Origin of the sequence: Alloalcanivorax xenomutans (genome assembly GCF_900217905.1) — a bacterium.
GTDB lineage: Bacteria > Pseudomonadota > Gammaproteobacteria > Pseudomonadales > Alcanivoracaceae > Alloalcanivorax > Alloalcanivorax xenomutans.
Genome location: NZ_OBMO01000005.1, coordinates 96,445 through 120,361, shown reverse-complemented (window position 1 = coordinate 120,361; position 23,917 = coordinate 96,445). Strand labels below are relative to the sequence as shown.

Annotated in this window: 23 protein-coding genes and 1 pseudogene; 5 read left to right on the top strand and 19 right to left on the bottom strand. The window is 62.9% G+C overall.

Features of this window, described 5'->3' with window-relative positions; all coding sequences use genetic code 11:
- Nucleotides 1-63: 63 nt before the first annotated feature.
- The 3 genes and pseudogenes from CRO06_RS20315 to CRO06_RS05470 all read right to left on the bottom strand — a co-directional run bounded on the left by CRO06_RS20315 (nt 64) and on the right by CRO06_RS05470 (nt 1,958).
- Complete coding sequence (locus CRO06_RS20315; RefSeq protein ID WP_309599199.1) at nt 64-369, bottom strand: AMP-binding enzyme; 306 nt, start codon at nt 367-369, stop codon at nt 64-66.
- A gap of 126 nt (nt 370-495) precedes the next feature.
- Nucleotides 496-1,098, bottom strand: a pseudogene (locus CRO06_RS20310) (AMP-binding protein); the annotation flags it as partial.
- A gap of 260 nt (nt 1,099-1,358) precedes the next feature.
- Complete coding sequence (locus CRO06_RS05470; protein ID WP_097057940.1) at nt 1,359-1,958, bottom strand: AMP-binding protein; 600 nt, start codon at nt 1,956-1,958, stop codon at nt 1,359-1,361.
- Nucleotides 1,959-2,167: 209 nt separating this feature from the next.
- On the opposite strand from CRO06_RS05470, the gene CRO06_RS05465 reads away from it, so the two are divergent.
- Nucleotides 2,168-3,343 (top strand): C4-dicarboxylate TRAP transporter substrate-binding protein, encoded by a 1,176-nt coding sequence (locus tag CRO06_RS05465; RefSeq protein WP_097057939.1) that lies wholly within the window; start codon nt 2,168-2,170, stop codon nt 3,341-3,343.
- Between the two features lie 3 nt (nt 3,344-3,346).
- Here the strand turns inward: CRO06_RS05465 and budA are convergent, their stop codons facing one another.
- Together budA and CRO06_RS05455 are read right to left on the bottom strand one after the other, a co-directional pair.
- Nucleotides 3,347-4,138, bottom strand: a complete 792-nt coding sequence (gene budA, locus CRO06_RS05460; protein ID WP_179746493.1) for an acetolactate decarboxylase — start codon at nt 4,136-4,138, stop codon at nt 3,347-3,349.
- A gap of 347 nt (nt 4,139-4,485) precedes the next feature.
- Nucleotides 4,486-5,430: a LysR family transcriptional regulator gene (locus CRO06_RS05455; protein WP_097057937.1), complete on the bottom strand. Its 945-nt coding sequence runs from the start codon at nt 5,428-5,430 to the stop codon at nt 4,486-4,488.
- A gap of 49 nt (nt 5,431-5,479) precedes the next feature.
- Between CRO06_RS05455 and CRO06_RS05450 the strand changes: the two genes are divergently transcribed.
- Nucleotides 5,480-6,463, top strand: a complete 984-nt coding sequence (locus CRO06_RS05450; protein WP_218839872.1) for an SDR family NAD(P)-dependent oxidoreductase — start codon at nt 5,480-5,482, stop codon at nt 6,461-6,463.
- A 636-nt stretch (nt 6,464-7,099) separates the two neighbouring features.
- On the opposite strand, the gene CRO06_RS05445 is transcribed toward CRO06_RS05450, so the two are convergent.
- From CRO06_RS05445 to CRO06_RS05435, 3 genes are all read right to left on the bottom strand, one after another.
- Nucleotides 7,100-7,549 carry a phasin family protein gene (locus CRO06_RS05445; protein ID WP_022994409.1) on the bottom strand — a complete coding sequence of 150 codons (450 nt, stop codon included), beginning with the start codon at nt 7,547-7,549 and terminating at the stop codon, nt 7,100-7,102.
- 120 nt (nt 7,550-7,669) lie between these two features.
- Nucleotides 7,670-7,954 carry a hypothetical protein gene (locus CRO06_RS05440; RefSeq protein ID WP_022994408.1) on the bottom strand — a complete coding sequence of 95 codons (285 nt, stop codon included), beginning with the start codon at nt 7,952-7,954 and terminating at the stop codon, nt 7,670-7,672.
- Between the two features lie 2 nt (nt 7,955-7,956).
- Complete coding sequence (locus tag CRO06_RS05435) at nt 7,957-9,177, bottom strand: DUF445 domain-containing protein (RefSeq protein WP_022994407.1); 1,221 nt, start codon at nt 9,175-9,177, stop codon at nt 7,957-7,959.
- 275 nt (nt 9,178-9,452) lie between these two features.
- Between CRO06_RS05435 and CRO06_RS05430 the strand changes: the two genes are divergently transcribed.
- Nucleotides 9,453-10,211, top strand: a complete 759-nt coding sequence (locus tag CRO06_RS05430; protein WP_055100722.1) for a hypothetical protein — start codon at nt 9,453-9,455, stop codon at nt 10,209-10,211.
- A 213-nt stretch (nt 10,212-10,424) separates the two neighbouring features.
- Here the strand turns inward: CRO06_RS05430 and CRO06_RS05425 are convergent, their stop codons facing one another.
- The 3 genes from CRO06_RS05425 to cmoA form a co-directional block, all read right to left on the bottom strand.
- A complete protein-coding gene (locus tag CRO06_RS05425) occupies nt 10,425-10,736 on the bottom strand; it encodes a hypothetical protein (RefSeq protein WP_014994134.1) in 312 nt (103 codons plus the stop codon).
- A gap of 91 nt (nt 10,737-10,827) precedes the next feature.
- The gene (gene cmoB / locus CRO06_RS05420) at nt 10,828-11,796 is read right to left on the bottom strand and encodes a tRNA 5-methoxyuridine(34)/uridine 5-oxyacetic acid(34) synthase CmoB (RefSeq protein WP_022994405.1); all 969 of its coding nucleotides are present in this window, start codon (nt 11,794-11,796) and stop codon (nt 10,828-10,830) included.
- Complete coding sequence (gene cmoA / locus CRO06_RS05415) at nt 11,796-12,527, bottom strand: carboxy-S-adenosyl-L-methionine synthase CmoA (protein WP_022994404.1); 732 nt, start codon at nt 12,525-12,527, stop codon at nt 11,796-11,798. Before cmoA ends, cmoB begins: the two co-directional genes overlap by 1 nt.
- A 164-nt stretch (nt 12,528-12,691) precedes the next feature.
- Between cmoA and CRO06_RS05410 the strand changes: the two genes are divergently transcribed.
- A complete protein-coding gene (locus tag CRO06_RS05410; protein ID WP_097057936.1) occupies nt 12,692-13,927 on the top strand; it encodes an NADH:flavin oxidoreductase/NADH oxidase family protein in 1,236 nt (411 codons plus the stop codon).
- A 28-nt stretch (nt 13,928-13,955) separates the two neighbouring features.
- Here the strand turns inward: CRO06_RS05410 and CRO06_RS05405 are convergent, their stop codons facing one another.
- From CRO06_RS05405 to CRO06_RS05385, 5 genes are read right to left on the bottom strand one after another with little or no spacing between them, the layout of a single operon-like run.
- Nucleotides 13,956-15,095: an ABC transporter permease gene (locus tag CRO06_RS05405; protein ID WP_022994402.1), complete on the bottom strand. Its 1,140-nt coding sequence runs from the start codon at nt 15,093-15,095 to the stop codon at nt 13,956-13,958.
- Nucleotides 15,092-16,216, bottom strand: a complete 1,125-nt coding sequence (locus CRO06_RS05400) for an ABC transporter permease (protein ID WP_022994401.1) — start codon at nt 16,214-16,216, stop codon at nt 15,092-15,094. Before CRO06_RS05400 ends, CRO06_RS05405 begins: the two co-directional genes overlap by 4 nt.
- A gap of 1 nt (nt 16,217) precedes the next feature.
- Complete coding sequence (locus CRO06_RS05395; protein WP_035451714.1) at nt 16,218-17,195, bottom strand: HlyD family secretion protein; 978 nt, start codon at nt 17,193-17,195, stop codon at nt 16,218-16,220.
- A complete protein-coding gene (locus CRO06_RS05390) occupies nt 17,192-18,622 on the bottom strand; it encodes a TolC family protein (RefSeq protein WP_097057934.1) in 1,431 nt (476 codons plus the stop codon). The genes CRO06_RS05395 and CRO06_RS05390 overlap by 4 nt, the downstream gene beginning before the upstream one ends.
- 32 nt (nt 18,623-18,654) lie before the next feature.
- Nucleotides 18,655-21,201, bottom strand: a complete 2,547-nt coding sequence (locus tag CRO06_RS05385) for a hybrid sensor histidine kinase/response regulator (RefSeq protein WP_179746491.1) — start codon at nt 21,199-21,201, stop codon at nt 18,655-18,657.
- Between the two features lie 171 nt (nt 21,202-21,372).
- On the opposite strand from CRO06_RS05385, the gene CRO06_RS05380 reads away from it, so the two are divergent.
- A complete protein-coding gene (locus tag CRO06_RS05380) occupies nt 21,373-21,969 on the top strand; it encodes a hypothetical protein (RefSeq protein WP_143247721.1) in 597 nt (198 codons plus the stop codon).
- A 181-nt stretch (nt 21,970-22,150) separates the two neighbouring features.
- Here CRO06_RS05380 and CRO06_RS05375 read toward each other — a convergent pair whose 3' ends face one another.
- The 3 genes from CRO06_RS05375 to CRO06_RS05365 all read right to left on the bottom strand — a co-directional run bounded on the left by CRO06_RS05375 (nt 22,151) and on the right by CRO06_RS05365 (nt 23,698).
- On the bottom strand, nt 22,151-22,456 hold the full coding sequence (locus tag CRO06_RS05375; protein WP_097057932.1) for a DUF6916 family protein: 306 nt from the start codon (nt 22,454-22,456) through the stop codon (nt 22,151-22,153).
- A gap of 19 nt (nt 22,457-22,475) precedes the next feature.
- A complete protein-coding gene (locus tag CRO06_RS05370; protein ID WP_026950007.1) occupies nt 22,476-22,730 on the bottom strand; it encodes a hypothetical protein in 255 nt (84 codons plus the stop codon).
- A 98-nt stretch (nt 22,731-22,828) separates the two neighbouring features.
- Nucleotides 22,829-23,698: an AEC family transporter gene (locus tag CRO06_RS05365; protein WP_080530808.1), complete on the bottom strand. Its 870-nt coding sequence runs from the start codon at nt 23,696-23,698 to the stop codon at nt 22,829-22,831.
- Nucleotides 23,699-23,917 lie beyond the last annotated feature (219 nt).

The window sequence follows — 23,917 nt, the reverse complement described above, 5'->3', positions numbered from 1 at the left end:
TTATTCTTTCACCCTCTCCCCCCCTCTCCCCTCTAAGGGAGAGGGTGAAAACAACCGCCGGCCCTACCCCACCTCATCCCGTAACCGCCGTTTCAGTATCTTGCCCACCGGGTTGCGGGGGATCGCATCGACGATGCGCAGTGCCTCCGGCAGCTTGTAGAGGCTCATGCCGGATTCACGCAGAAAGCCGGTGATATCATCCAGGGTCGGCGGCGACGCCGGTTCCCGCGCCACCACGCAGACACACACCCGCTCCCCCATCACCTCGTCCGGCTGCGGAATTACCGCCGCGTCCAGGACCGCTGGATGCGCCTGCACCGCGTTCTCCACTTCCGCGCTGGAAATATTGAAACCGCCCCGGATCACCATGTCCTTTTTGCGATCATGGAAGCCAACATGGGCGTCATCCCGGATCACGAACAAGTCACCGGTACGGAAGTAGCCATCAGCGGTGAACGCTTTTTCGGTCAAATCCGGCCGTTTGAAGTAACCGGCGAACAGACTCGGTGCCCGATAGCACAATTCGCCGATACCCCCCGGTTCGGTCACCTCCCGGTCCTCGTCATCCAGCAGCTTGACACTTACCCCATCCACTCCGGACGGCCAGCGGCAACCGGGCTTGCCCCAGAACGGCAGGTGATCCACCCGCCGCTCCAGTTCCGGTACATCCGCCGGCCCGGCGATCAGGCAGGTGCCCTCGTTCTGTCCCCAGATATTGATGATTTCGATGCCCCAGCGACGCTTGAATTCCTCCAGCGTCCACAGTGACGGCGGCGCCGAACCGGTGGTGATGGCGCGCACCGAGGACAGATCGATGCGATCCACGTCCGGCAGCTTGGCGATCATGTTCAGTACCGCCGGCACCAGAATAGTGAAGTGGATGTTCTGCTCGGAGAGTTGTTCCAGCAGCACCGGCATGGTCAGTGGATGATGCAGAACCAGGGTGCCGGCGGAAACCAGCCAGGACACATAATTGACGCCCAGCGCGGTCATGTTGACCAGCGGCGCCACGCACAATTGCCGGTCCCCTTCCCGCAGCCCGGAGGTCCGCATCAGCGGACCGATATGGGAGAACCAACTGTTGTGGCTCATCGGGCAGCCCGGAGAGCCTGTTCATAGTCTTTACGCCACCGCGCCGGAGTTCATTTTGTCGTCAGGGCGTGATTTCGATTGTGCGGTGTAGTCATTCTACATAAACAAGCGTAATCGCGGTCTGACGGCAAAAGGGACCCGGCCCTTCGGGTTGCGCTGGAAAAGCCGCCAGACGACGCTGCGGCCTTTGACTTTGGCCCCACCAGAGCCTGCAGTCCGCAACGCCCTCTGGCGGCTTTTCCAGCAGCAACGCGGTGGCGTAAAGACTATGAACAGGCTCTTAGGCTGGACTCGGTCCCGGAGGTCCAGCACAGGGTGAAGATATCGTTGGCGTCCACCGTCACTGGCGGTAACGGCCCCACCGGCCCTTCGGCGATGGCGGTCAGTTCGGCCAGGGAAAGACATTGCTCGAAACCCAGCGTCCTGCCCATGGCGATATAATCAAAGCCCTTGGCGTGATCGGCGGCGATATACAAGCGCGCACCGGTGAGTTCCGCCACATAGCCCACATCGGTGGCCCGCCATTGCAATGGCAACGCGGTAAGAACGCCACCGGCGCGGGCCACCGCCAGGTAGAGCATGGCCAGCTCCCAGATATTGGGGAGCTGGGCCACCACGATGTCGTCCTTTGCCAACCCACGCCGGATCAGTTCCGCGGCGGTGGCATCCACCGCCCGGCCGAACGCCTCATAGCTCAGCGAACGGGCCGGCGTGCCGACCAGATCCGGCCGGTCTGGCGGGTCCACCACCGCTTCCCGGTCCGGGTGGGCGTCGCGGTTATGTGCGAACTGGTCCAATAAGGTGCGTTGGCCCCAACGCCCCTCGCCAACGTAATGATCAATCCACCGCCGGGAATGCAAAATCATGGCTTGTCCTTGCTATTGCCCTGAACACCCCATTAAACCCCCTGCCCGCGCCGGCACCATCGTCGGATTGAACGATGTCGGCCTGGACAGGCGAGCGGCCGCGATAACATCAGGGTTTGATAATCGTCCATTCCGACGACGTTAATTGCCGCCGCCCACCGACAGGATGAAAGACCCATTTCGGGTCATATAAGAAGGAGAACATTCCCATGCCGGTATTTCGTTCATGGGGCGCGGCCTCCCGTCGCGGCCCCGCTTTCACTGCCCTGCTTGCCGCTCTCGCCGCTTTGCTGTTCAGCTCCGGGGTGGCGGCCAAACAGCTACGTTACGCCACCGGCTCAGCGCCGAATTCCCTTGGCGGCCTGGCGGCGGAGAAGTTCGCCGAATCGCTTGAGGACTACTCCGGCGGCGACCTCACCGCCAAGGTCTATATGATGTCCCTGCTCAGCTTCGCGGAAATGTCCGGCGGGGTGGAAAAAGGCATGACCGACATCGGCTCCATGATCTATCCCTACTTCCCGTCCGAATATCCGCGCACCAACCTGGTGGCCGAACTAACCATGCTCACCGATCTGATGGGCGCTCCGAAATCCCTGTCCAATCTCGCCTACGCCGGCGCGGTCAGCGAGTTCGTATTCGAACACTGTCCGAAGTGTGTCGCGGAATGGGAAGCCCACGACCATGTTTTCAGCGGCGGCTCAGCGGCGTCCCCCTACTATTTTCTCTGCAACAAGCCCGTGGATACCCTCAAGGACCTCAGCGACAAACGGGTCCGCGTGGGCGGCGCGCAATGGGCCCGGGCGGCCGAAGCACTGAACGCCACGCCGGTGACCATGTCGGTGAACGAAATCTACGAGGGCCTGAGCCAGGGCGCCGTGGACTGCACCATGCAGGCCGCCGCCGAACTGATCAGCTTCAACCTGATGGAAGTCACCACCGACATCACTCTGGGCGCCCCTCTTGGCATCTACGGAGGCCTGTCCCTGAGCACCAACCGCAAAGTGTGGCGCGCTCTCGATGAGAAACAGCGTAAGGCGGTTCTGCACGCCGCCGCCGACTCCAATGCCAATGTGACCTGGGGCTATCGCATCGATGACGAGCGCGCGCTCAAGCAAGCCAAGGAAAAAGGCATCGCCATGCACGAAGCCGACGACGCCATGGTCACCACCGCCGAACAGTTCATCGAAAAGGACATGGAGACCATCGCCGCCAACTACCAGACAAAATACGGCGTGGACGACGCCGCGGAGATGATCGCCACCTTCCGTCCTCTGTTGGAGAAATGGATGACACTGGTCAAGGACGTGGACAGCAGCGAGGCGCTGGCGGACCTGTACTGGAAAGAAATCTACTCGAAAGTGGACGTCAGCAAGTACGGGCTGTAAGCGCTACTCCACCTCCCCTCGCACGGCCCGCTGAAAGCGGGCCGTGCTTTGTGAATCCAGGCGCAAGTCGGCATCGTCGAAGGCCTCGTCTTCCGGCAACAACAGCGCCACCCCGGCCCCACGGTCCACGGACACGGTCAGGTCTTCACCACGCAAGTCCAGTAGATGACCGCCCCGACGTCGCTCCTGGTCAATGAAGTGAAAGTGATAGCCGGCACCGCTGACCGCGGCCAGGTAATCCGGTAACCGGAACCCCACCAGAGTACCCGTCACATCAGCCAGCTCATACACGTTCTGCTCGGCCACCACCTGATCAATGGGCCGATACGGCGGCTTTTGCCGGGGCACGCTGCGTAATTTCAGAGCTTGGAAACGCCCGTCCAGCCGCACGGCGTAAACGCCGTTGGCCGATGGCAGCCGGGCGTCCAGAGCACGGGCCAGGTGCGCCATTCCCCGCACTTGCGACAAAGTGAAACGCTGATCCCGGGTAAACCGCTTCACCGTCAGAAACGGGGTTTGCTCCTGATCCGACACGGCCCTGATACGGCCTTCCAGGTCGGCCTGGTAGGCCTTGCCACCCAGCACGATAATCTCGCCGTCCACCGGGCTAAGAGCACCGAGGCCAAAGTCCCCCAATGCCAGCATCCGGCTGAAGCGAGTGCCGCCCTCCAGGACACCGGCGCTCAACGCGGTGGTCGGCGCCAACTGATAGACCAGATCTACCGGCGCCAATTCCGCCCGGGCGCCCGCTGCCAACCCTATCGACAGTAGAAAAATGCCCGCCGCTTTTCTCATCCGTTTCTCCTCGAGGTTCATGAGCCCCCCAGACTAGGCGGCGGCGGAAGCATGAAACAGCCCCGGTGCCTCAAGGCATTCTTGCCGGAGGCTCATCAATCCTACAGCTCGCGGCTCATGGGCCACTGTCGCTCCCTATACCGCCGCGTAGCCCGGGAGGTGAGTCGAAGCAGGCGGTTTCAGAGCTCGTGGAGAGTCGGCGGGCAGTGTTCCAGGACCGTGTTTGGCCAGGGAAGGCCAAACCCGAGCCCACATGGATGTGCTTGCAGCGTGTCCTGGAACGCTGCCCGTCGACTCTCCCCACCTGGCAACAGGCAGCTTGATTCGTATCCTTGCCGCCCCACAGATCAGGGCGCCGGCTCGAACCCCACCACCTTGCCGCGCAACGCCAGATCCCAGGACGGCGGCCCGGGCAAGGATTCGGCCAGGAAGTCCACCACCGCCCGCACCTTGCGCGACAGTTGCCGCGCCGACGGGTAAACCGCATGCACCGCCGAGGGCTCGAATTCGTACTCCGGCAAGACCCGCACCAGATCACCGGAGAGCAACGCATCGGCGATCGAGAACGTCACCCCCATGGCGATGCCCAAGCCGGCCTTGGCGGCCTCGGTCAGCACCTCGCCGTTATTACAGACCACGGGCCCCGCCACCGGTACCGACACCGTGCCCTCGGGCCCCTGCAGCCGCCAATGGCGCGGCTTCTCCAGCGCGGTGAAGATCAGGCACTGGTGATCGCTCAGTTCCTTCGGCTCACGGGGCACGCCATGGCGGCGAATATAGGCCGGGCTGGCCACCAGCAACCGTCGGTTGGCGCACAGCCGGCGGGCCACCAGACGGTAATCCTCCAGTGCGCCGATGCGAATGGCCAGGTCCACGCCGCCGTCTATGAGATCGATGAAGCGATCACTCAATTCCAATTCAATCGACAGCTCCGGATAGCGATCACGCAGCGGTTTCAGCAACGGCACGATGTGCTGCCGCCCGAACACCACCGGTGCGTTGACACGAATAACGCCCTTTGGATGCCGGCTGGCGGCGGTGACCTCGCTTTCCGTCTGTTGCAGTTCTTGCAGAACACGCTGGCCGCGCCGGAACAACACGGCACCGGATTCGGTCAGCGACAACCGCCGGGTGGACCGCTGCAACAAGCGCACCGCCAACCGCTCCTCCAGGCGGGATACCACACGGCTGACTCCGGAAGGGGTCATGCCGTGCTCCTGCGCGGCACGGGCAAAACTGCCCAGTTTGACGACACTGACAAAGACACTGATTTCCGTGGTTTCCAGGGACATGAGGACCGCCTTGCCAAGCATGCATTAATGACTCGGAGTCAAAAATACCATGCGACCAGTCCCATTTATCCCCAGGTTGTCGGACGGCAAGGTGGAGGCCACCCTATTCCACCGCGAAGGCATTGAACTCATGACCCCGGATCGTCGCCGTTTTCTCAAGCTGGGAGCCACCGGACTGGCGGCCAGCGCCGCGCCCTCCACCCTCCTGTCCACCACCCTCTCCGCCAGCCCCGCCCAGGCGGAATCGTCCCCCGCGCCGCCGCGCCCGCCAGGCCGCTTCCACGGCAAGGTCGTTGCCATCACCGGCGCCACCTCGGGCATCGGTGCCGCCGCCGCCCGCCTGTTCGCCGCCGAAGGCGCCCGGGTCACCTTCTGCGGCCGGCGCACCGCACTGGGCCGGCAGGTGCAAGAAGAGATCACCCGACAAGGCGGCCAGGCTCTGTATATAGAAGCGGACGTCACCCGGCCGGAGCAGGTGCGCGCCTTTATCGATAAAACACTGGATCACCACGGGCGTCTGGACGTGGGCTACAACAACGCTGGCGAGGTGTTGTTCAAACCGCTGCACCAATTGACGCTGGAGGATTGGGAGCATATTCACCACACCAATCTGCGCGGCGTGTTCCTGGCTATGAAATACCAGATCCCGCCGCTGCTGGAGAGCGGTGCGGGACGCATTGTCATCACCTCCTCCCAGCACGCCTACGCCACCCGCCCGGGCGGCGCCGCGTACGCCAGTAGCAAGGCCGCCCTGGAAGCTCTCGCGCAAAGCGCCACACTCGACTACGCCGATCAGGGCCTGCGCGCCTGCGTGGTGGCCCCGGGCATAACCGATACCCCCATGTTCCGGCGTGCCACCGGCAGCAACCCGGAAGCGGTGGCACGGGCCAACCAGCTGGTTCGCGGGGTGCGCCGCGTTGCATCGGCGGAAGAGGTGGCCAAGGTCGCGGTCTGGCTGGCTTCCGATGACGCGTCCTATGTCACTGGCACCTCATTCCTGGTGGACGGGGGATTGCTGAGCGGCTTCGCCTGAGGTTACCCACAGCTTCTGTGGATAAACCAGTGTATAACCGGTGCGAGAAGACTCACATCCCAGACAGTACGCCGGTACCTGTTCATTGGTGTGATTTTGACCGTACTGACGGAAGGAAAATCCGGGACCTGGAACGGTCATGCCGGTTTTCCACAGTTCCTGTGGATAACCCTGTTGAGAAAGTGAGGAAAACAAGCCATGACGGCTTAATAAGGGGAGATTGCGCAATTTGACGTTTTTTTGACCAATTAAAGAAAATCTTTGTTTTTCAATAAGTTACGGAATCAACTTTAAGCGATTTAGACCTTTTGGGAAGTTTTGTTACCGACTTTCACATCCCACCAGGTGCTGTGCACAGTTTCGGGCCGATTTGTCGATGTCAATAGTGAACAGACGCCAAGGTCCGGATTTTGGCCTTCTGCCCTGTTCCAGGTCATTCCTGTGGATGAATAGCGTTATTTTTCATAGTCCGATGCGCCCCTGTGGAGCACGCCGGACGAATCTGTGGATAACTTTGTGAATAAGCTGGCAATAGGCAGGGGAAAAGCAAGGGCGCGGCTGTCCCAGAGTCGTGGGGCAGCCGATTTACACGTCGATTCGCTGCCAAGGCAGCATCCCACGGAAACGGAGCACGATTTATTCCGGGTCCCGGGGTTTGGATTCGGGCTCCGACTCCTCGTCCTCCATCCTTTCCAGGGCATCGGTCAACTCCTGGACCCGGCGTTGCAGCGCCTCCACCTCCCGCTTGTTGGGGATACCCAACCGTGACAACGCCTTACTCAGGCGGTCATCGAAAGCTTTTTCCATGCGGTCCATGGTCTCGCCAGTGTGATGACGAACCCGTTCCTTTATGTCCTCCACCCGCGGGGCTTTCTCGCGGGTGTGCTTTTCCACCTGGCGGCCGGCTTCCACCAGCGCGTCGAAGAAACCACTGCCCTCTTCCTCCGCGCGGGCAAAAGCGCCAAGCCCCGCCAGCCAGATCTGGTGGGTGTACTTACGCAGGTCCCGGGAGGCACCGGTGAGGGTGCGCAAAGGGCCGCGTTCGTCTTTTTTATCCTGGTTATTGTCCTTGGATTGATCGGACATGATGCTTCTCCCGAAAGCGGGCGCCGTCCTGGTCATCGCCGGCGCGCTGTGAAAAACGCCCTACAGTATAAGGGAAAGCACTTGGAAAGATGGGGGGAATTGTCCTACAGCCGGCTGGCCTCAGGCTTCCGGGTCGGTGTCGTCTTCCCGGCCGCGACGCCCCACCACCAGGCCACCGACGCCCCGGGCCAGGTCCTTGGCCAGCCCGCTGACACGACGACGCAAGCGCTCTTCCAGGCGATCCGCCGCCAGCTCCAGGCGCTGGTCGATATGGCGCTCCAGAGCCGGCCAGAGACGGAACTTCACCGCCAGCCCCACCACGCTCAGAGTGATCAGGGAGGAGATCAGGGCGCAGCCCACCAACAGCATGGCCAGGGTTGCCGGGGTCAGGCTCAGGGATGCCATGGTCAGGCCACTCCAAACACGAAGATCAATTGCGCCAGCCCGGCCATGGCGCCGAGGAAGCCCCCGACCAGGATCAGGATCCACTCATCCTCCTGGAAGGCCGGACGCAGCAGGTCCTGGAACTCCACGGAACTGAGCGCCTGCATGCGATCACACATCAGCCGCTCGATAATGGAGCTGCGCTCGCGGTTGAAGTTGTCGTCCTCGAACGGCTCCACCGCCAGATCCACGGCTTTGTCCTCCACCGCGCGTTTGAGGTCGGCATAGCCCCCCGGCCCCACCGTCAACTGCGCCGCGGTCCGCACCACACCGCCACTGAGCAGCGGCTTGAGATGACGCTTGATCAACGCCTTGGTGCGGTCACCACGTGGTCCGTTGACCACCTGGTACATAATATTGCGCAGCGTCACCAGCTCTTCGGTGGTGAGCCGGGCAAACGATTCCGCCACATCCTTCTGGCGTTTCAGGAACAGCCCCTGGACCCGGAATGGCCCCACCCGCACCGGGTTCAGCGGCCGGAAGATCACGTTCAGGGCCAGCCAGTTGGTGGCGATACCGACAATAAAGCCGAACAACGGCAACACCCAGTTGCCAGGCACGAAAATAAACACCGGCACCTGAATCAGGCCGAACAGAAAACCAAAGTAGAAGCCGGAATTGGTGACGAAACGGAACTCGGGCTCACCCACTTCCTTGAACATCTGCACCATCAGCGCCTTGTCCTCGCGCATGCGGCTGACGATCATGTGCTTCATGTCCACCAGGCTTTCCAGGTTGCGGCTGATGTCCTCGACCACATTATCCATCACCGCTGGAATGGCCCGCCTGGCACGGCTGTAAACCCGGCGGCGCACCACCAGTGGCAGGTTCTCCCAAAGCACGGAATTGCGCTCGGTCATCACCTCATCGACGTATTCTTCCATCCGCGCCTGGATGCTTTTGGTCAGGTGGGCGGCGATTTTCTCCGGCTCCATCTCACGGAAGAACTCGTCCAGGCTGCCGAGCTTCTGCAGGGTTTTCTCCACCACGATGCCGGCCATCTTTTCCACCTTGGACGGAATGATGCCCTGCCAGCCGAAAATCGGACGGATACCGATGAACTCGAGGGGATAGAAGGTCATCTGCACGGCCGCCCAGTTGGTGACCCAACCGACCGCCCCGGCAATAAACGGAATACTGAATAACTTCCAGAAGTCCGGGTGGGAAAAAAAAGAATCCAACATCTGGGTAAAGACTCCCCTGGCATCGGTCACCAACGGCACGGCAGGCGCCAGTCTGGAGTACTCTAACGATCAAGCATCGCGCCGAACAGTTTGTGTAACCGCCACACCGAGTCAAAACAGCCAATGTGATGTGCTGATTAAAGTGCCTAGTATAAGCATGAGGGTGGCCCCGGATAACCACCATCGCGTAATTTTTGGCAACTCCGCCGGCAAAAGGCCATACTTCGGGCTGGGTTTTTCATTCACGCGACCAGGTACACACCACAAGGACAGGCATGCCCGCTTCACCCACCACCACCGGCCTTTCCGGGCTGCTCCTTTACGGCACCCTGGAAAGCCTGCTCAATCAGGTGCTCACCGCTCACAGCCGCGGCCGTGATCAACTGGCGGCGTTGGACGGCACCGTGGTGCGTTTGCGGGGCGATCAGCCACGCTGGGTGTTGTATGTGCTGATTTACGCCGACGGCATCGAGTTGCTCACCGACTACGAAGGCCAGGTGGATATTCGCATCCGCGCCCCTCTCGGCGCCCTGCTCCACTGGCTGCTGGCGCCCAACAGCAGTAGCGAGGAACTGCGCATCACCGGTCCCGAGGATCTCCTGCTGCGGCTGGAGCAAATGATCAGCGAGTTCAGCCTGTGGCCGCTGGTCCGTAACTGGCTCGATGATCACGTGCGTCTGCACGATCTGCTCGCCTTGCTGCGCCGGGAGGACCCGGCCTGGCTGGAACGCCTAGCCACCCTGCCCACCCAGGTTGGCGAACTGGCCACTCAGTTGGCGGAGCAGCGGCTGCTGCAGGAAGACCTGTTGGATGAGCTCCGGCAGATGCGCCTGGAATTGCGCCGCTCACGCCGGCTGGACCTGGCTTTTCTGCTGGTCGGCCTGGGCCTGATCAGCGCCGCCTTCATGCGCGTCCAAGGCGACTGGCACAGCCTCTGGCAAACCCTTTCACACGACTATCTGTCCCTGACCCTGCTCAGCCTGGGTCTGGCGTTGCTGCTGGGAAGACTGTGGGGAAACAAGAAAAGCAGTTAATAGTGAACAGTGCACAGTGAATAGTTGCGCGAAAGCGGAAGGCGTGACCGGGAAGTAACGAGGCCGCGCCCAAACCCAGGGCAGCTCCGTTGTCTTGAAAGGAAAAGGTAACCAATAGCACCGGATTGCTGATACGCAATCAGCCCTTGCAGAATCGCAATGCCCTTTGCTTTTCGTTGTTAACTATTCCCTGTTAACTGTTCCCTGCTTTTTTCATCTTTCTTTCTTGCCGAAGAACTTCCCCAGCCGTTCGCCGACGATCTCGCTGCCGGAGCGGGCCAGGCTGCGGCTGGTTTCTTCCAGGATTTCCCGGGTGGGCAGGTTGCGCAAGCCATCGGCGAGGCCACGCTTGACCGCCGCTTCCACGCTTTCGCCTATTACTTCGGCGGCCTGACGCGCCTGTTTTTCCATATCCTTTTCCAGGGTCCGGCGCAGCTTCGGCTGAAAATAGAAATGCCCCCACAGAGACACCACGATCAGCGTCAGGGCGGAACTGGACAACGCAACGACAACAACAGACAGCATGGCAACCTCGCACCCCGTGTGAATAGCGCCATGATACTCCTGTGTTCCGCCGCTGGCATGGCTGCCGGGACGGCTCGGCCGAGAGCGGCGGTCAGGGGGCTCGCCGCGCGATCATCACTGCCCGGCGTGGCGCTGGCAGCCCTTCCCGGGTGCGGGACGGGTCCGCCGGATCGAGGAAGTCCGGCAGTGACTGAAAGCGCATCCATTTGGTGGCGCGCTGCTCATTGGTGGTGGTGACGCACTCATCCACACAACGCACCTGATCGAAGCCGCTGCGCCGCAGCCAGGTCGACAACTGGGCGGTGCTGGGCAGGAAGAACACATTGCGCATGGCGGCATAGCGGCCTTCAGGGATCAGTACGGTACGCTCATCGCCTTCCACCACCAGGGTTTCCAGCACCAGTTCACCACCGGGGCGCAGCGCATCGCGCAACTCCAGCAGATGATCCAACGGTGAGCGGCGGTGATACAGCACGCCCATGGAGAACACCGTGTCGAACGCTTCCAGAGCGGCCGGCAATTCCTCCATCCGCAATGGCGCGAAAGAGAATGGCGCCGCCGGCGCGTAGCGGCGCACCGCCAGATACTGCACCAGGAACAAAATGGTGGGATCGATGCCGAGTACCCAGTCGGCGCCTGCGCCGATCATGCGCCATCCGTGGTAGCCGCTGCCGCAGCCCACGTCCAGCACGCGCCGGCCGCGCAGGTCGCTGAGATGCGGCGCCACTCGCTGCCATTTCCAGTCCGACCGCCATTCGGTGTCGATGTGCTCGCCAAAGAAACAAAAGGGCCCCTTGCGCCAGGGGATCAGCCCGGTAAGTCCCTGGTGCAGGGCCTCCGTATCCCCGGCCGCGCCGGGTTCGCCGATGGTCACCGTATCCCGGGCAAAGTCACAGGGCGCCGGTCCCGGCGGCAACCGCTCCAGAGCCGACAGCCAACGCGGCAGATCCCCGTGGGGGCGTTCGACCAGACGCTCCCGGCTGAGCGCCCGCATCGGCGCCGCCGCTTCGCCAAGGTGCTGCTCCAGGGCCGCGCCCAACGCCGTCAGGTAAGTCTCCATCAACGTACCGCCACCAGCGACATGAAATTGAAGCAGCGGAACCAGACCCGCACCTCGCGGTAACCGGCCCGGCGCAGCCGCTCCTCATGGACAGCCAGGGTTTCCGGTAACAACACTTCCTCGATGGCGCTGCGCTTCTGGCTGATTTCCAGATCCGAATAGCCGTTGTTGCGTTTGAACGCATGATGCCACTCGCTTTGCAGGGCGTTCTCGGCGGCGTCCTCGAAGCGGATTTTCTCCGACAGCACCAGAATACCGCCCTCGCGGGTGGCGTCGGCAAGACGCTGAATCAGCGCGTCGCGTTGTTCCAGGGGAATGAATTGCAGAGTGAAATTGAGCACCGCCACCGAGGTGGGTTCGAAGGCCATCTCCGCCACGTCCGCCTGGCGTAAAAGGACCCGGTCCTGCAAACCCTGGTCCCGCAACAGGTCCCGCGCCTTCTCGATCATCGCCGGGGAATTGTCCACCGCCACCAGGGAGCCTTTGTCCGGCGGCGTCAGGGCCGCCATGGCCAGGGTCGCGGCTCCCAGGGAACAGCCCAGATCATAGAGGCAGGTATCCGGCTGGGCGTAGCGCGCCGCCAGCACCCCGATCATGTCGATGGTGGTGGCGTACCCGGGCACCGAGCGCTTGATCATGTCGGGGAAGACACGCACCACCCGCTCATCGAAGGAAAACCGTTCGATGCGTTCGCGCTGCTGGGCGTAGATGTCGTCTCGTTGCTCGGTCATGGGGCGCTCCCGGTTGTGCTCGGCCCGGCCATTCGGGGAGCGCATTATGACGGATCAATGGGGCCGCTCCAATGGCGGATCGGCCCCGCTTTTGGCCCGAGAGGACGCGGCAAAGCCGGCCTCAATGGGCATCATGGGCCCATCGAATCCACCGGAGTCCCGAGATGACCGTGACCCTTGACCAGCCGCTGTCCCTGCCCTGTGGCGCGACCCTGAAGAACCGCCTGGGCAAGTCGGCGATGAGCGAAACCCTGGGCACCCCGGGCAACCGGGTGACGCCGCGCCTGGTACGGCTGTACCGCGAATGGGCCCGGGGTGGCACCGGCCTGCTGGTCACCGGCAATGTCATGGTGGACCGCCGCGCCATCGGCGAGCCCTGCAACGTGGTGCTGGAAAACAACCGTGACAAACGGCTGCTGGAACGCTGGGCCCTGGCCGGGCGCGAGCAGAATACGCACATCTGGATGCAGCTCAATCATCCCGGCAAACAAGCCCCGAAGGCGCTCAATCGCGGCGCGGTGGCCCCCTCGGCGGTGCCGTTCAGCGATCCCAAACTGGGGCGCTTCTTCCATCTGCCGCGGGCTTTGACGCAGGCCGAAATCGCCGACATCGTGCGCCGCTTCGGTGAATCCGCCGCTCTCGCCCGCGACGCCGGTTTCACTGGCGTGCAGATTCACGGCGCCCACGGTTACCTGGTCAGTCAGTTTCTGTCACCGCTGTCCAATCAGCGTGAAGACGAATACGGCGGCAACGCCGAGAATCGCCGCCGCTTTGTCCTTGAGGTGTACGATGCCATTCGCGCCCGGGTCGGCGACGACTTCCCGGTATCCATCAAACTCAACTCCGCCGATTTCCAGAAAGGCGGCTTTGAAGAAGGCGAATCGCTGCAAGTGGTGGAAGCGCTGGCACAGCGGGGCATGGATCTGATCGAGATTTCCGGCGGCACTTATGAATCGCCGCGCATGGCCGGTCAGGGCGTGAAGGAATCCACCCGCCGGCGCGAGGCCTATTTCCTCGATTACGCCGAACAGGTACGGCAACGGGTGACGGTGCCGCTGATGGTCACCGGCGGTTTCCGCACGCTGGAGGGAATGAACAGCGCCCTGGCCGACGGCGCCACCGACATGGTCGGCCTGGCTCGCCCTCTGGTGGTGGAACCGGACTTGAGCCGGCGCCTGCTGGATGGCCGCGCCCGCGACTGCAGGGTGAAGCCGATCCGCACCGGTGTACGCATGGTGGACGAAGCGGCCATGATGGAGGTGTCCTGGTACACCCTGCAATTGGGGCGTATCGCCCGTGGCAAGGCGCCGCTGCCGGACGCCGGCGGCCTCAGTTCGCTGCTGAAAGTGGCCGGCGTGGTGGGCTGGCGCCGACTGCGAATGGGGCGGCTTAGAGCTTAGGGGTCCATCCCGGCCAACGACAGGCGCCTCAAGCCCGGGCGGCCTGTCGTCGCGCCATCAATACCACCGCGCCGCCATATCCCAATGCCTGCACCACCAATCCGGTCAGTTCCGGGCGTATCGCATCCAGCCCCGCGCCCATTTGATTCAATTTCAGCAGCGCCATGATGCCCGGCTTGGCCGGGGCCAGCCAGGAAAGCCCGCGCACCCAGCCGGGCATGTCCGCTTCCGGCCAGACGAAACCAGCGGTGAACACGATTGGCAATGACGACACCAGCACCACCACCGTGGGCCATTCCGGCCGTTGCAGCAGTTGCCCCATGAACAAGGCACACAGCCCCGTGGTGACAAACAGCAAAGTGGTCACCAACAGCAATGCCCCCTTGCCCGCCAACCGGGGCACCTCATAGAAGTGGAAGAAGAAGCCGAAATAGAGCGCCGCCAGCAGCAGGTAAATCAGCACGAATACCGATAAGCGCAGCGGCAACGCCAGCCCCGGCGCGGTCAATCCAAGCCCGCCGCGCAAACGGTCGCGCACGGTGACGCAGCCAGCGGTGATCAACAGGGTCTGATGCAGAATCAGGACAAACACGGCGGGCACGATGTAGCCGATGTAACCGCTGTCATCATTGAATACCGCCTTGGTCACCAGCCGCATCGGCATCACCTCACCGGGAATCGCCATTGGTGACTCTCCTTGCATCAAGGCGCGCATGGCCTGCGCCTCCACCCCCAGAGTGGTGCCGGCGGTGAGCAGGCCCTGCACCACATTGCCATAGATCAGGAAGTAACTGGCGTCACCGGCATAGGACAACGAAGTGGGCCGCCCCAGATAAAGGTCCCGCTGAAAATGCTCGGGAATCACCAGCAGTCCGTGGGCTTCCCCGCGGGCCAGCAGCATCCGCGCCTGCTCATCACTCCACGGCCGCGCCACGATCCTCACCTGCGGCGTGGCGTCGGCCATGCGGATCAGTTGCCGGGACAGCGCCGAGCGGTCCTGGTCGATCACCGCCACCGCCTGCTCACCGGGCACGTTGCGGTGATACGGCAGCGGGTACAGCAGCGCGTAAAACAATACACCGCCGGCAATCACCAGCAGCACCGAGGTGTCGCCGTACACCAGCCGCCACTCGCGCAGCCAGGCCCGCCACCAAACGGGCCGGTTCATGAAGACACCTCCAGACGCTCCGGCAAGGCCCGGGCGGATAACGGCAATGGCAACAAAAACAGCAGCAGGATCAGCAGCGGTGGCCACAGTACGGACCAGGGGGCGCCGTGATCCGCCACCGCCACTTGCAACTGCAGATAGTGCGTGGAGGGCATCAAATCCCCCCATACCCTGGCCAGCGTCACCATGTCGCCGCGCGGAAAGGTTACCCCCATGAAAGCGAATGCCGGTGCCAGATAGGCGGCGCACAGACTGAGCGCCCGCAGCGGCTCCGCCGACAGCGCCAGAATCATCAGCGCCATGGCCTGTACCGCCAACAGCATCAACCCCAGACCCAATACCAGCCAAAGCACATTGCCGGCCGGCCGCCAATCCAGCCCGCCCTGGAACATCACCAGCATCAGCAATCCCTGCAACCAGAGCAGTGCCGTTACCGGCCACAGCAGCGACCACAATGTCCGGCAGCGCTCACCGAAGGCCGTGGGCAACGGCGCCCGCCGCAGGCGCCACACCAGCAGCAGCACCGTGGCCACCACAATCAGGATCTGCCACATGGCCGGCGCGATGGCGGTGACCAGAAAACGGGCATAACTCATGTCCGGGTTGTACAGCGCCTTGATGTGGGGGCGCACTGGCAAGGCGGTCGCCGCCACTTGGGGCGCCGGCTGTCCCCGCCCCAAACGCAGCGCCACGCCGGCACGGACGGCGAAATCCTGACCAGCGGCGGTGAGGGATGAGGACAAAAATTTGCCGGACAATAAAAACTGGCTGTTGTGGAAAGCAGCGACCTTGGGACTGAGGCCGGCGCGCAAATCCGCACCGAATGCCTCGGGGATCACCACCATGGCGAGGATATCACCCCGTTGCAGCGCCGCCTTGGCCGCTCCTGGCGACGAGTAGGCATGGCCCGGATCCAGGCCGGGACTGGCGGCCAGATGGCGCACCAGGGCACGGGCTTCGGCGCCATGGTCCAGATCGACCACGCCCACCGGTAACCGCCGAGGCTCACCGCCGCCGAAAATAGCCAGGAACAATAATGTCAGCAGCGGCGGCAGCCACAGCACCAGCAGCCGCAACCCCCGCTCCTCGCGCAGCGCGACCACGCCGTCCGGGGCGATCATTTCAGGGCTCCAGGTCCAGCAGAACACTCATGCCCGGTCGCAGGCCGGGTATGGGCTGATCCGGGCGCATCTCCACTTCGAAGGTACGCAGATCGAAATCCTGCCCTTTTCCGGTGGCGCTCCAGGTGGCGTAATCCCCCTGCACCGCCAGATGGCTGACGGTAAAGCCGGCGTCCCGGTCCAGAGCGGGAATCCGCACGGTGAACCGGTTTCCCGGCTGGAACTGTTCGAGCAGATCCTCGCGCACGTTGAACAACGCCCAGGCGTCGCTGGCGTCGGTCAGCATCACCACTGGAAAACCTTGCGGCACCAACTCTCCGGAATGCAGCAGCACGTCGGTCACCTCACCGGCATGAGGCGCGCGCGCCTGGGTATCGTCCAGCAAATCCGCCACTTCCGAACGCAGACTGGCGGTCACATCACCAGTAGCTTCACTGGCGTCACGCGCTTCATCGCGCGGGCCATGTTCGGCCAGCTTCAGCACTTCGCCGGTGGTCACCCGGGTCTTCACCGCCACCTGCCAGGCGGTGTAGGCCTCATCCAGACGTTGGCGCGCCACCAAGCCCTCGTCGGCCAGAGCGCGCACCCGGCGGTAAGTGGTTTCCGCCAGTTGCTCGGCCACCCTGGCTTTTTCATGCTCGCTGCGGGCTGCGGCGATTTTCTCTTCACGGGTGCCGCCCTCAACCGCACTGATCAATGCCCGGGAAATGCGATCGATGGCCTCCACCTGGGCCAATTTGGCACGCAGCTCCGGGCTGTCGATGGTGAATACCGGCTGGTCTTTATCCACCCGGTCACCGCGGCGCACCCTCACCTCGGCGAGACGGCCCGGCACCTTCGAGGACACCATGTATTGACGCGCTTCCACTTGCCCCTGCAACCGTAACGGCGGCACCCGATAGGCTTGCCAGAACAGCACCGCGATAATCACCACCACCGCCGCCAGCACCAACAGGATCAATCCTTTACGTGCGCTCATGATGCGTCCTCTTGTTGCTGATGCTCTTGTTTCCGCTCTTTTTTCTGATAAAGGAAAAACTGCTCCTGCCGGCCGCTCAGCGCCAGTATCTGGGCCAGCGCCACCACATAACGGAATGCCGCCGCGTCCCGGCGGGTGCGGGCGGCGGTAAGCGCGGTCTGGGCATCCACCACATCCAGCGCCCGGCCAAGCCCCTCTTCAAATGCACGCTGACGCAAGTGCAGGGTTTTCTCCGCCAACAGCACATTACTGACCAGATCCTGATAAGTGCGGCGGGCGTTATCCGCCTCCCGGTACTGGGTCTCCAGCAATACCGAAAGTTTACGCTGAGCCCCCTGGTACAACTGCCGGGCCTGCTCCTCGGCGCTGTCAGCGGCGCGAATTTTGCCAGCACGGCCGGAACGATCCAGTAACGGCAGACGCACGCCCAATCCCACCAGCCAGTCCGGCGTCAGATCGCTGGCCAGGGAGTCATCCTCATAAACGCTGTACCCACCGAACAGAAAGACCTCCGGGTGGTAGGCGCCACGGGCGGCCTCACCCAGGGTGCCGGCCTGCTCTTTCTTCAGTGCCAGCACACGCAGGCTGGGATGGTCGGCGAGACCATCAAGCAGTTCTTGTCGTGGTGGCAAAGCAGCATTGGTGAACAATCGGGAGCGAGTCGTCACCGGGCTATCGGCGTGTACCAGGCTGGTCAGCACCATGCGCGCGGTGTCCCTCTTCGCGCGGGCGTCGCGGGCCGCGATGCGGGCCTGATCATAGGCGGACCGCGCCGCCAGCCGTTCCACCTCGGCGATCTGCGCGTGCCGCTGGAGCGCCTCCGCCGCCCGCAGATGATGCGCCAAGGTGCTTTCCGCCTGCTCCTGGGTCAGCACCAGTTTCTCCGCGGTGACCAGCCCGTAGTAGGTCGATACCAGCTCGAGGAAACGGGCCCGGCGCACCTCTTCATAGAGCGCCGCGGCTTCCCGCCGGCCCAGCTGCAACGTGCGGCGGGTAGCACTGATTTTTCCGCCGGTGTACAGCGGCCAGAACGCCACCAGGGAACTGCTGGTGATATCCCGCCGCGTAACCGGAGTCATGAAAGCATCCTGACCACCCAGTAATTGAATCAACAGCTGCCCCGGCAGCGAATCGCCCAGGCTGTCCAGAGGCTTCATTGACAAGGCATCCAGCTCCACCGGCTTGTCCAGCCGGGTATAGGACCCCACCAGCTCCACCCGCGGCAACAGCAAGGAGCGAGCGGATTCCATCAACGCCTGGGCCTGATCCTGACCGGCCAGCCCCGCCGCCAAAGCATGATCCTCGGCCAGTACCCGCTCCCAGGCCTGGCTGAAAGTCAGTGCCGTGTCGGCAAACCCTGGCCGGCACAACAGCAAGGCGGTCAGCAGCAGGGCCACGGCCCCCGGTCTCCGTGCTTTCTCCGCCATCCTTTGCTCCCTTCTTCGTTATCTTGGCTATATTATCGGGCGGACACACCGCCCAGGTATTGTTGTAATGCCGATTGTAACGCGCTCAGCGTCAGCGGTTTGATCAGTTGGCCGTCCATGCCGGCGTCCCGCAGCCGGTCCGCGTATTCGGGTAGAATATGGGCGCTCAGCGCCAGAATCACCGTTGGCGGCCAGCCTTGTTCCCGTTCCATCTCCCGCATCCGGCGGGCGCTGGTGAAGCCATCCATCACCGGCATGTCCAGGTCCATCAATACCAGCCGGAAACCGCCGGCGGCGGTGGTGAAGGCCTGCAAGGCCTGGGCGCCGTCGTCGGCCAGATGTGGCGCCGGCACGCCCAAGCGCTGCAGATAGCCCCGTGTCACCATCTGATTGACCGGATTGTCCTCCGCCACCAGTACCCGCAGCCCACGCCCTTCCTCTCCGGACGCACGGGACGACAAGGGCGCCGCCGCGCCATCCCGGTCACACAGCAGCTCCTGCAGCTCACTGACACTGAGCACCGAACGGCGCACCAGGGTAACGTCGTCCCGCATGCTGAGATCATCGCTTTGCCGCATGCCGCACAACACCACCACCTGGAGACCGGCGCCACTGCGCCGGATCGCCTGCAGAGCGCTGTCCAGTTGCGCGCTGTCACGCACGCCGTTGACCAACAACGGTGTGTCCCTATCCACCGGCAATGCCGATAACGACGCCAGCGAATCCAATATCCGTACCGACTGGAAGCGCGGGTCCCCTTTCAACAGCGCCGCCAGATTTCCGCTGCGATCCCACATCAGCGCCGGCCGCATGGGGATTTCCGCCATTGGCACCGGCGGCGCCGAGACCGGCAAGCGGATGCGAAAGCGGAATCGGGAGCCCTTGCCCATGGCACTGCGGACATGAATCTCGCCCCCCATCAGCCGTACCAGTTCCTGGCTGATGGAAAGCCCCAGGCCGGTGCCGCCGAATTGTCGCGTCACCGAAGCGCTGGCCTGGGAAAAGTGCTGGAATAACCGTTTCTGCTCCTCGCGGCTCATGCCCATGCCACTGTCGCTGACGGCGAATTCCAGCAACACCTGGTCATCACTGTGCTCCAGACAGCGAGCGGTGACCCGGATCCAGCCCTGGCGGGTGAATTTGACCGCGTTGGACAACAGATTGGTGAATACCTGACGCAACCGGGGCGCATCCCCTATCACCTGCGCGGGCATGGCCGGGTCCACGTCCACCAGAATCAGATTGCCGTTGTCACTGGCCGGCAGACTGAACATACGCGCGCAATCGCTCAGTTCCGCCGCCGGGTCGAACGGTCCCGGTTCCAGCTCCAGCTTGCCGGCCTCCAGTTTGGCGTAGTCGAGCACATCGTTGATCAGCGTGGTCAAGGTGCGGCCGGCGTTCTCGATCAGGCCGATGTACTCCCGTTGGCGTGGCGACGGATTGGTCTCCCGCAACAGTTCCGCCAATCCGAGCACACCATTGAGCGGCGTGCGGATTTCGTGACTCATGCGCGCCAGAAAACGGCTTTTGGCGCGCAGCTCTGCCCGCCCGCGGATGGCCCTGGTGGTGAAATGCAGAAAGACCCCGCTCAACAGCAGCACCACCAGATACAGCACGGCGATACCGCCCATGGTCCAGAGCGTGTCGTAGCGGGCGTTTTGGTGAGCCTGCAGCACCAGCCGGCGGGCCAGCTCCACGGTGAGCCCGGCGAACTCGTGCACCCGCCGCTGCCGTTCGCCGCCCTGCCCCAGAGCGTCGCGCCAAGGCACGGTGACGCGGGGCGTGGCCACCAATTGCTGATCCACCCACTGCAAATAGGCCATCAATGAATCGCGCAACGGCCGCCACTGCTGCCGTAAGGCGGCATCCTCGGCGCGGGCCGCCAGCGCCTGCACCTGCCCGTCCAGAAGCAGAATCTGTTCTTCCAGTTTGAGGCGGGCGGCCTCAAGGCGAAGCGCATCGGAACCGCTCAGATAGCCACCGCGCAAACTGGTGTACATGGCGATGGAGCGGATCAGGCCAACGTGCAGCGTCAATTCGCGCAAGCCATTGAGCGGCAGCGACAGCGCTTCGCTGGGCTGCGGCCGGGTGCCGGTGGACAGATCGGACATATACAGCACCGCCGCCAGGGTGGCGTACAAGCGCTCATTGATCTGCTCGACGTTATCGAAAGGCCCGGCCACATCCTCCACCGACATGCCGGTGCGCACCGCCGAATCGCGCCATTCCCGGCGCAACACCCCGCCCTGATCCAGCAGTCCCGGCGACGGCAGCGCCACCAGCGTATCCAGGAAAGCGGTGATACGCTGATCGGTTCGCTCGCGGGCGCCGCGATAGCGAATGTTCAACTCGGCGGATTCCAGGTGGACCATGCCCACCGCCAGATCCCGGACTTCCTCCAATACCGGCGCCACCGCCAAACCGGCCTCGAAAGCACGAATATCACCGAGCATGCGTTGGTAGTTGTCGTGTACCGCCAGGCGGTGTTGCAGAATCAACAGCGCCAACAACACGAACGGCACCGTGATCAACGCCGCCATCAAAGCAATGGCGGGAAAGGCTGTTCTTTTACTGGCCAACCGCTTCTCCCATCCAGGGCCAACCGGTGCTCTTCCCGAGCCGTTCCATTGTGCCATCCATCACCGACGATGACGACGCATCGCCGCACACTGTGCGCCCGCGGGCAGCCGCGGCGGGAACGACTATGTCATCATAGGCGCTTCATCCATAACGACGGAACCACCGTGCCCGTGAGGATTCTTTTTTTTACTTTCCTGCTGTTCGCCTTGGGATTGAGCGGTTGTCAGAACATTACCCAGACCTCGTCACCTCCTCGTTTGCTGGCTGAGGATCCCGACTGGGACGTGCACCGCTTCCGCACGCCGAAGACCCTGGCCGGCCTGGAAGCCGATGGCGAGATTACCGCGCCACGGCGGCGCCAGTGGCGTTACCGCCTGCCGGCCCCGGCCGGCGAACGCGTCACCGTGACGGTGGTGCCGATGCCGGGAGGCTGGGAACGGATGTCACCGCGACGGGCAGTGTCCGGCCGCTACGGTCAACTGCGGCAACGGCGCCTGGATCACCTTATGCAACGCCCGGATCTGTCGCTCACCGTGGACGAGGAGCGGCTGTTCGATCTGGAAGGCCATGCCACCGCCAGCAGCCGCTGGCACTGGTTGGACAACAACGGTAACCGTCGTGACCAGGCGCTGCTGCTGATGCACATGGGCGACCATTTTTTGCTGTTCGAGGGCTATTCGCGGGACCAGAACAGCCGCTGGCTGTTGCTATTGCTCAAGCGGGCCCAGGCGGAGTTTCGCGCCGCGCAGACCAAACCCCATGAGTAGCCGGGTTTCTCGCCGCCACGCCAATACCCTTCCCAAATGACCCTCCCTGTTTAGGGTATGCCCTTCCCGCTCCCGCCCTGGCAAAGTGGTAAAGACAAAGAAGTAAAGACAGACACGGCCAAACATTAAATGCACAGGGCGCCCTGGGGGGCGTTTTATGGATGGACGAACCCCGTCTCTATCACTCAGTCCGCTGACGCACGATTTTGGCGGCCCGGCGATTGAACACCGCCTCGAAGCGCTGCGCACCGTCGGTGGCGCCGAAAGGGCCCAACGGAACCAGAAACACGGCCTCCTCACCCAACGTTGGATGGCGCAGTGTCCGCATGCCTTGCTCCAGTTCGCAGGGCGCCGCGAACAGCAGCGAAAAGCACTCCCAGCCGTCCGGCGCCACCGGCATGGACACCGACTCCAGAACCAGAATGTTACCGTCAGGCAAAGTGAATGGTTGCCCCTCACAATCCCGCCACTGTTGCAACGTTATCATCGCGTTCCCCCTGGCAACGTCAGCGAATCACCGAAACTTCCGTGGTGGCCGAGAAATTCTCGCTGCTGGCCTGAACCGACGCGGCGCCATTGGGGGCCTGGACTTCATTACGGTGACGGCCGCTACTCATGACCTGATCCGCCGGCACGATACGCGCGCCAGGCTGGGTATTGGCAACCGCTTGAGTGTTCTGATGACTGTCGCCTCCGTCCCCGCCGAAACAGCCACTCAACAAAATCGCCCCGCTCAACATGGTCAGCACTTTGATATTCATTATTCTTCCCGCATGAAAATGAAAGCCGGAAACCGGCCTTCCGGCGCCAGTTATACACCGCTGCCCCCCGGCCTGTACACCGGCCCGCGCGGACCGCTCTATCCCATCGCCACCATCAGTAACAGCGGCAGAGTCACGAACGACAAGGCGGTGGAACACATGACCATGGCCGCCACCTGCTCCGGGCCCTGGCGGTACGTCTGCGCCAACAGGTAATTGAACACCGCCACCGGCATGGTGGATTGGATCAACACAACGCCGCGCACCATGCCTTCGGTGCCGGTCACTGCACAGATCAGCCAGGCCAACACGAATCCCGCGCCCAGTCGCAATACGGCAAACGCGGCGCCGGGGCCAAGGTCATTGACGCGCAGTTGCGACAGGGACACGCCCAGGGTGATCAACATCATCGGAATCACCAGATCGCCAATCAGGCTGACACTGTTGAACAGCCACTCCGGTAAGCGGATACGAAAAATCACCATGATCAAAGCGATCACCACCGATATCAGAATCGGGTGCATGAACAGCTTGCGCGATATCCCCTGGCCACTGACCACCGCCAGGCCGAAGGAGAATTGCAATACCGACGACAGCATCATCCAGGCCAGCGCCAACGCCAGACCGTGGTCACCAAACGCGAGCAGACACAATGGCAGCCCCATGTTGCCGGTGTTGGGAAACAACATGGCCGGCAGAAACACCCGTGGCGAGCGGCCACTGATACGAATCACCGCCAGCGCGACCAGCGCGGTACCGATGAACACCGCCGCGTAAAGCCCGGCCATTTCCATCAGCGCCGTCAGCGACAGTCCGGTTTTACCCAACGTAGCAACGATCAGGCACGGTGTGGCCACGGTGGTCACCAGCGTGCTGACCATGGCAATGTCGTAGGGACGTCCGCTACGCCCCCAGAAATAACCGACGCCGGCACAGGCCACCACCGGCGCCATTACTGACCAGATCAAAGCTATCTCCCGAGTTCAGAAATCACGAACAACTAGCTACGAAGCCACTGTGGGAGCTTGCCTGCAAGCGAATGTGCCAACACCGGAGGACCGGCATTCGCCAGCAGGCTGGCTCCCACAGATCCTGCTACGAAGCCGCTGTGGGAAGCTTGCCTGCAAGCGAATATCGCCAAGCATCGAATGAACCCCATTCGCCAGCAGGCTGGCCCCCACAGATCC

Coding starts and splice junctions, on each gene's coding strand:
- CRO06_RS20315 (WP_309599199.1), bottom strand. CDS start 369: ATGGTGATCCGGGGCGGTTTCAATATTTCCAGCGCGGAAGTGGAGAAC.
- CRO06_RS05470 (WP_097057940.1), bottom strand. CDS start 1,958: ATGATTTTGCATTCCCGGCGGTGGATTGATCATTACGTTGGCGAGGGG.
- CRO06_RS05465 (WP_097057939.1), top strand. CDS start 2,168: ATGCCGGTATTTCGTTCATGGGGCGCGGCCTCCCGTCGCGGCCCCGCT.
- budA (WP_179746493.1), bottom strand. CDS start 4,138: ATGAGAAAAGCGGCGGGCATTTTTCTACTGTCGATAGGGTTGGCAGCG.
- CRO06_RS05455 (WP_097057937.1), bottom strand. CDS start 5,430: ATGTCCCTGGAAACCACGGAAATCAGTGTCTTTGTCAGTGTCGTCAAA.
- CRO06_RS05450 (WP_218839872.1), top strand. CDS start 5,480: ATGCGACCAGTCCCATTTATCCCCAGGTTGTCGGACGGCAAGGTGGAG.
- CRO06_RS05445 (WP_022994409.1), bottom strand. CDS start 7,549: ATGTCCGATCAATCCAAGGACAATAACCAGGATAAAAAAGACGAACGC.
- CRO06_RS05440 (WP_022994408.1), bottom strand. CDS start 7,954: ATGGCATCCCTGAGCCTGACCCCGGCAACCCTGGCCATGCTGTTGGTG.
- CRO06_RS05435 (WP_022994407.1), bottom strand. CDS start 9,177: ATGTTGGATTCTTTTTTTTCCCACCCGGACTTCTGGAAGTTATTCAGT.
- CRO06_RS05430 (WP_055100722.1), top strand. CDS start 9,453: ATGCCCGCTTCACCCACCACCACCGGCCTTTCCGGGCTGCTCCTTTAC.
- CRO06_RS05425 (WP_014994134.1), bottom strand. CDS start 10,736: ATGCTGTCTGTTGTTGTCGTTGCGTTGTCCAGTTCCGCCCTGACGCTG.
- cmoB (WP_022994405.1), bottom strand. CDS start 11,796: ATGGAGACTTACCTGACGGCGTTGGGCGCGGCCCTGGAGCAGCACCTT.
- cmoA (WP_022994404.1), bottom strand. CDS start 12,527: ATGACCGAGCAACGAGACGACATCTACGCCCAGCAGCGCGAACGCATC.
- CRO06_RS05410 (WP_097057936.1), top strand. CDS start 12,692: ATGACCGTGACCCTTGACCAGCCGCTGTCCCTGCCCTGTGGCGCGACC.
- CRO06_RS05405 (WP_022994402.1), bottom strand. CDS start 15,095: ATGAACCGGCCCGTTTGGTGGCGGGCCTGGCTGCGCGAGTGGCGGCTG.
- CRO06_RS05400 (WP_022994401.1), bottom strand. CDS start 16,216: ATGATCGCCCCGGACGGCGTGGTCGCGCTGCGCGAGGAGCGGGGGTTG.
- CRO06_RS05395 (WP_035451714.1), bottom strand. CDS start 17,195: ATGAGCGCACGTAAAGGATTGATCCTGTTGGTGCTGGCGGCGGTGGTG.
- CRO06_RS05390 (WP_097057934.1), bottom strand. CDS start 18,622: ATGGCGGAGAAAGCACGGAGACCGGGGGCCGTGGCCCTGCTGCTGACC.
- CRO06_RS05375 (WP_097057932.1), bottom strand. CDS start 22,456: ATGATAACGTTGCAACAGTGGCGGGATTGTGAGGGGCAACCATTCACT.
- CRO06_RS05370 (WP_026950007.1), bottom strand. CDS start 22,730: ATGAATATCAAAGTGCTGACCATGTTGAGCGGGGCGATTTTGTTGAGT.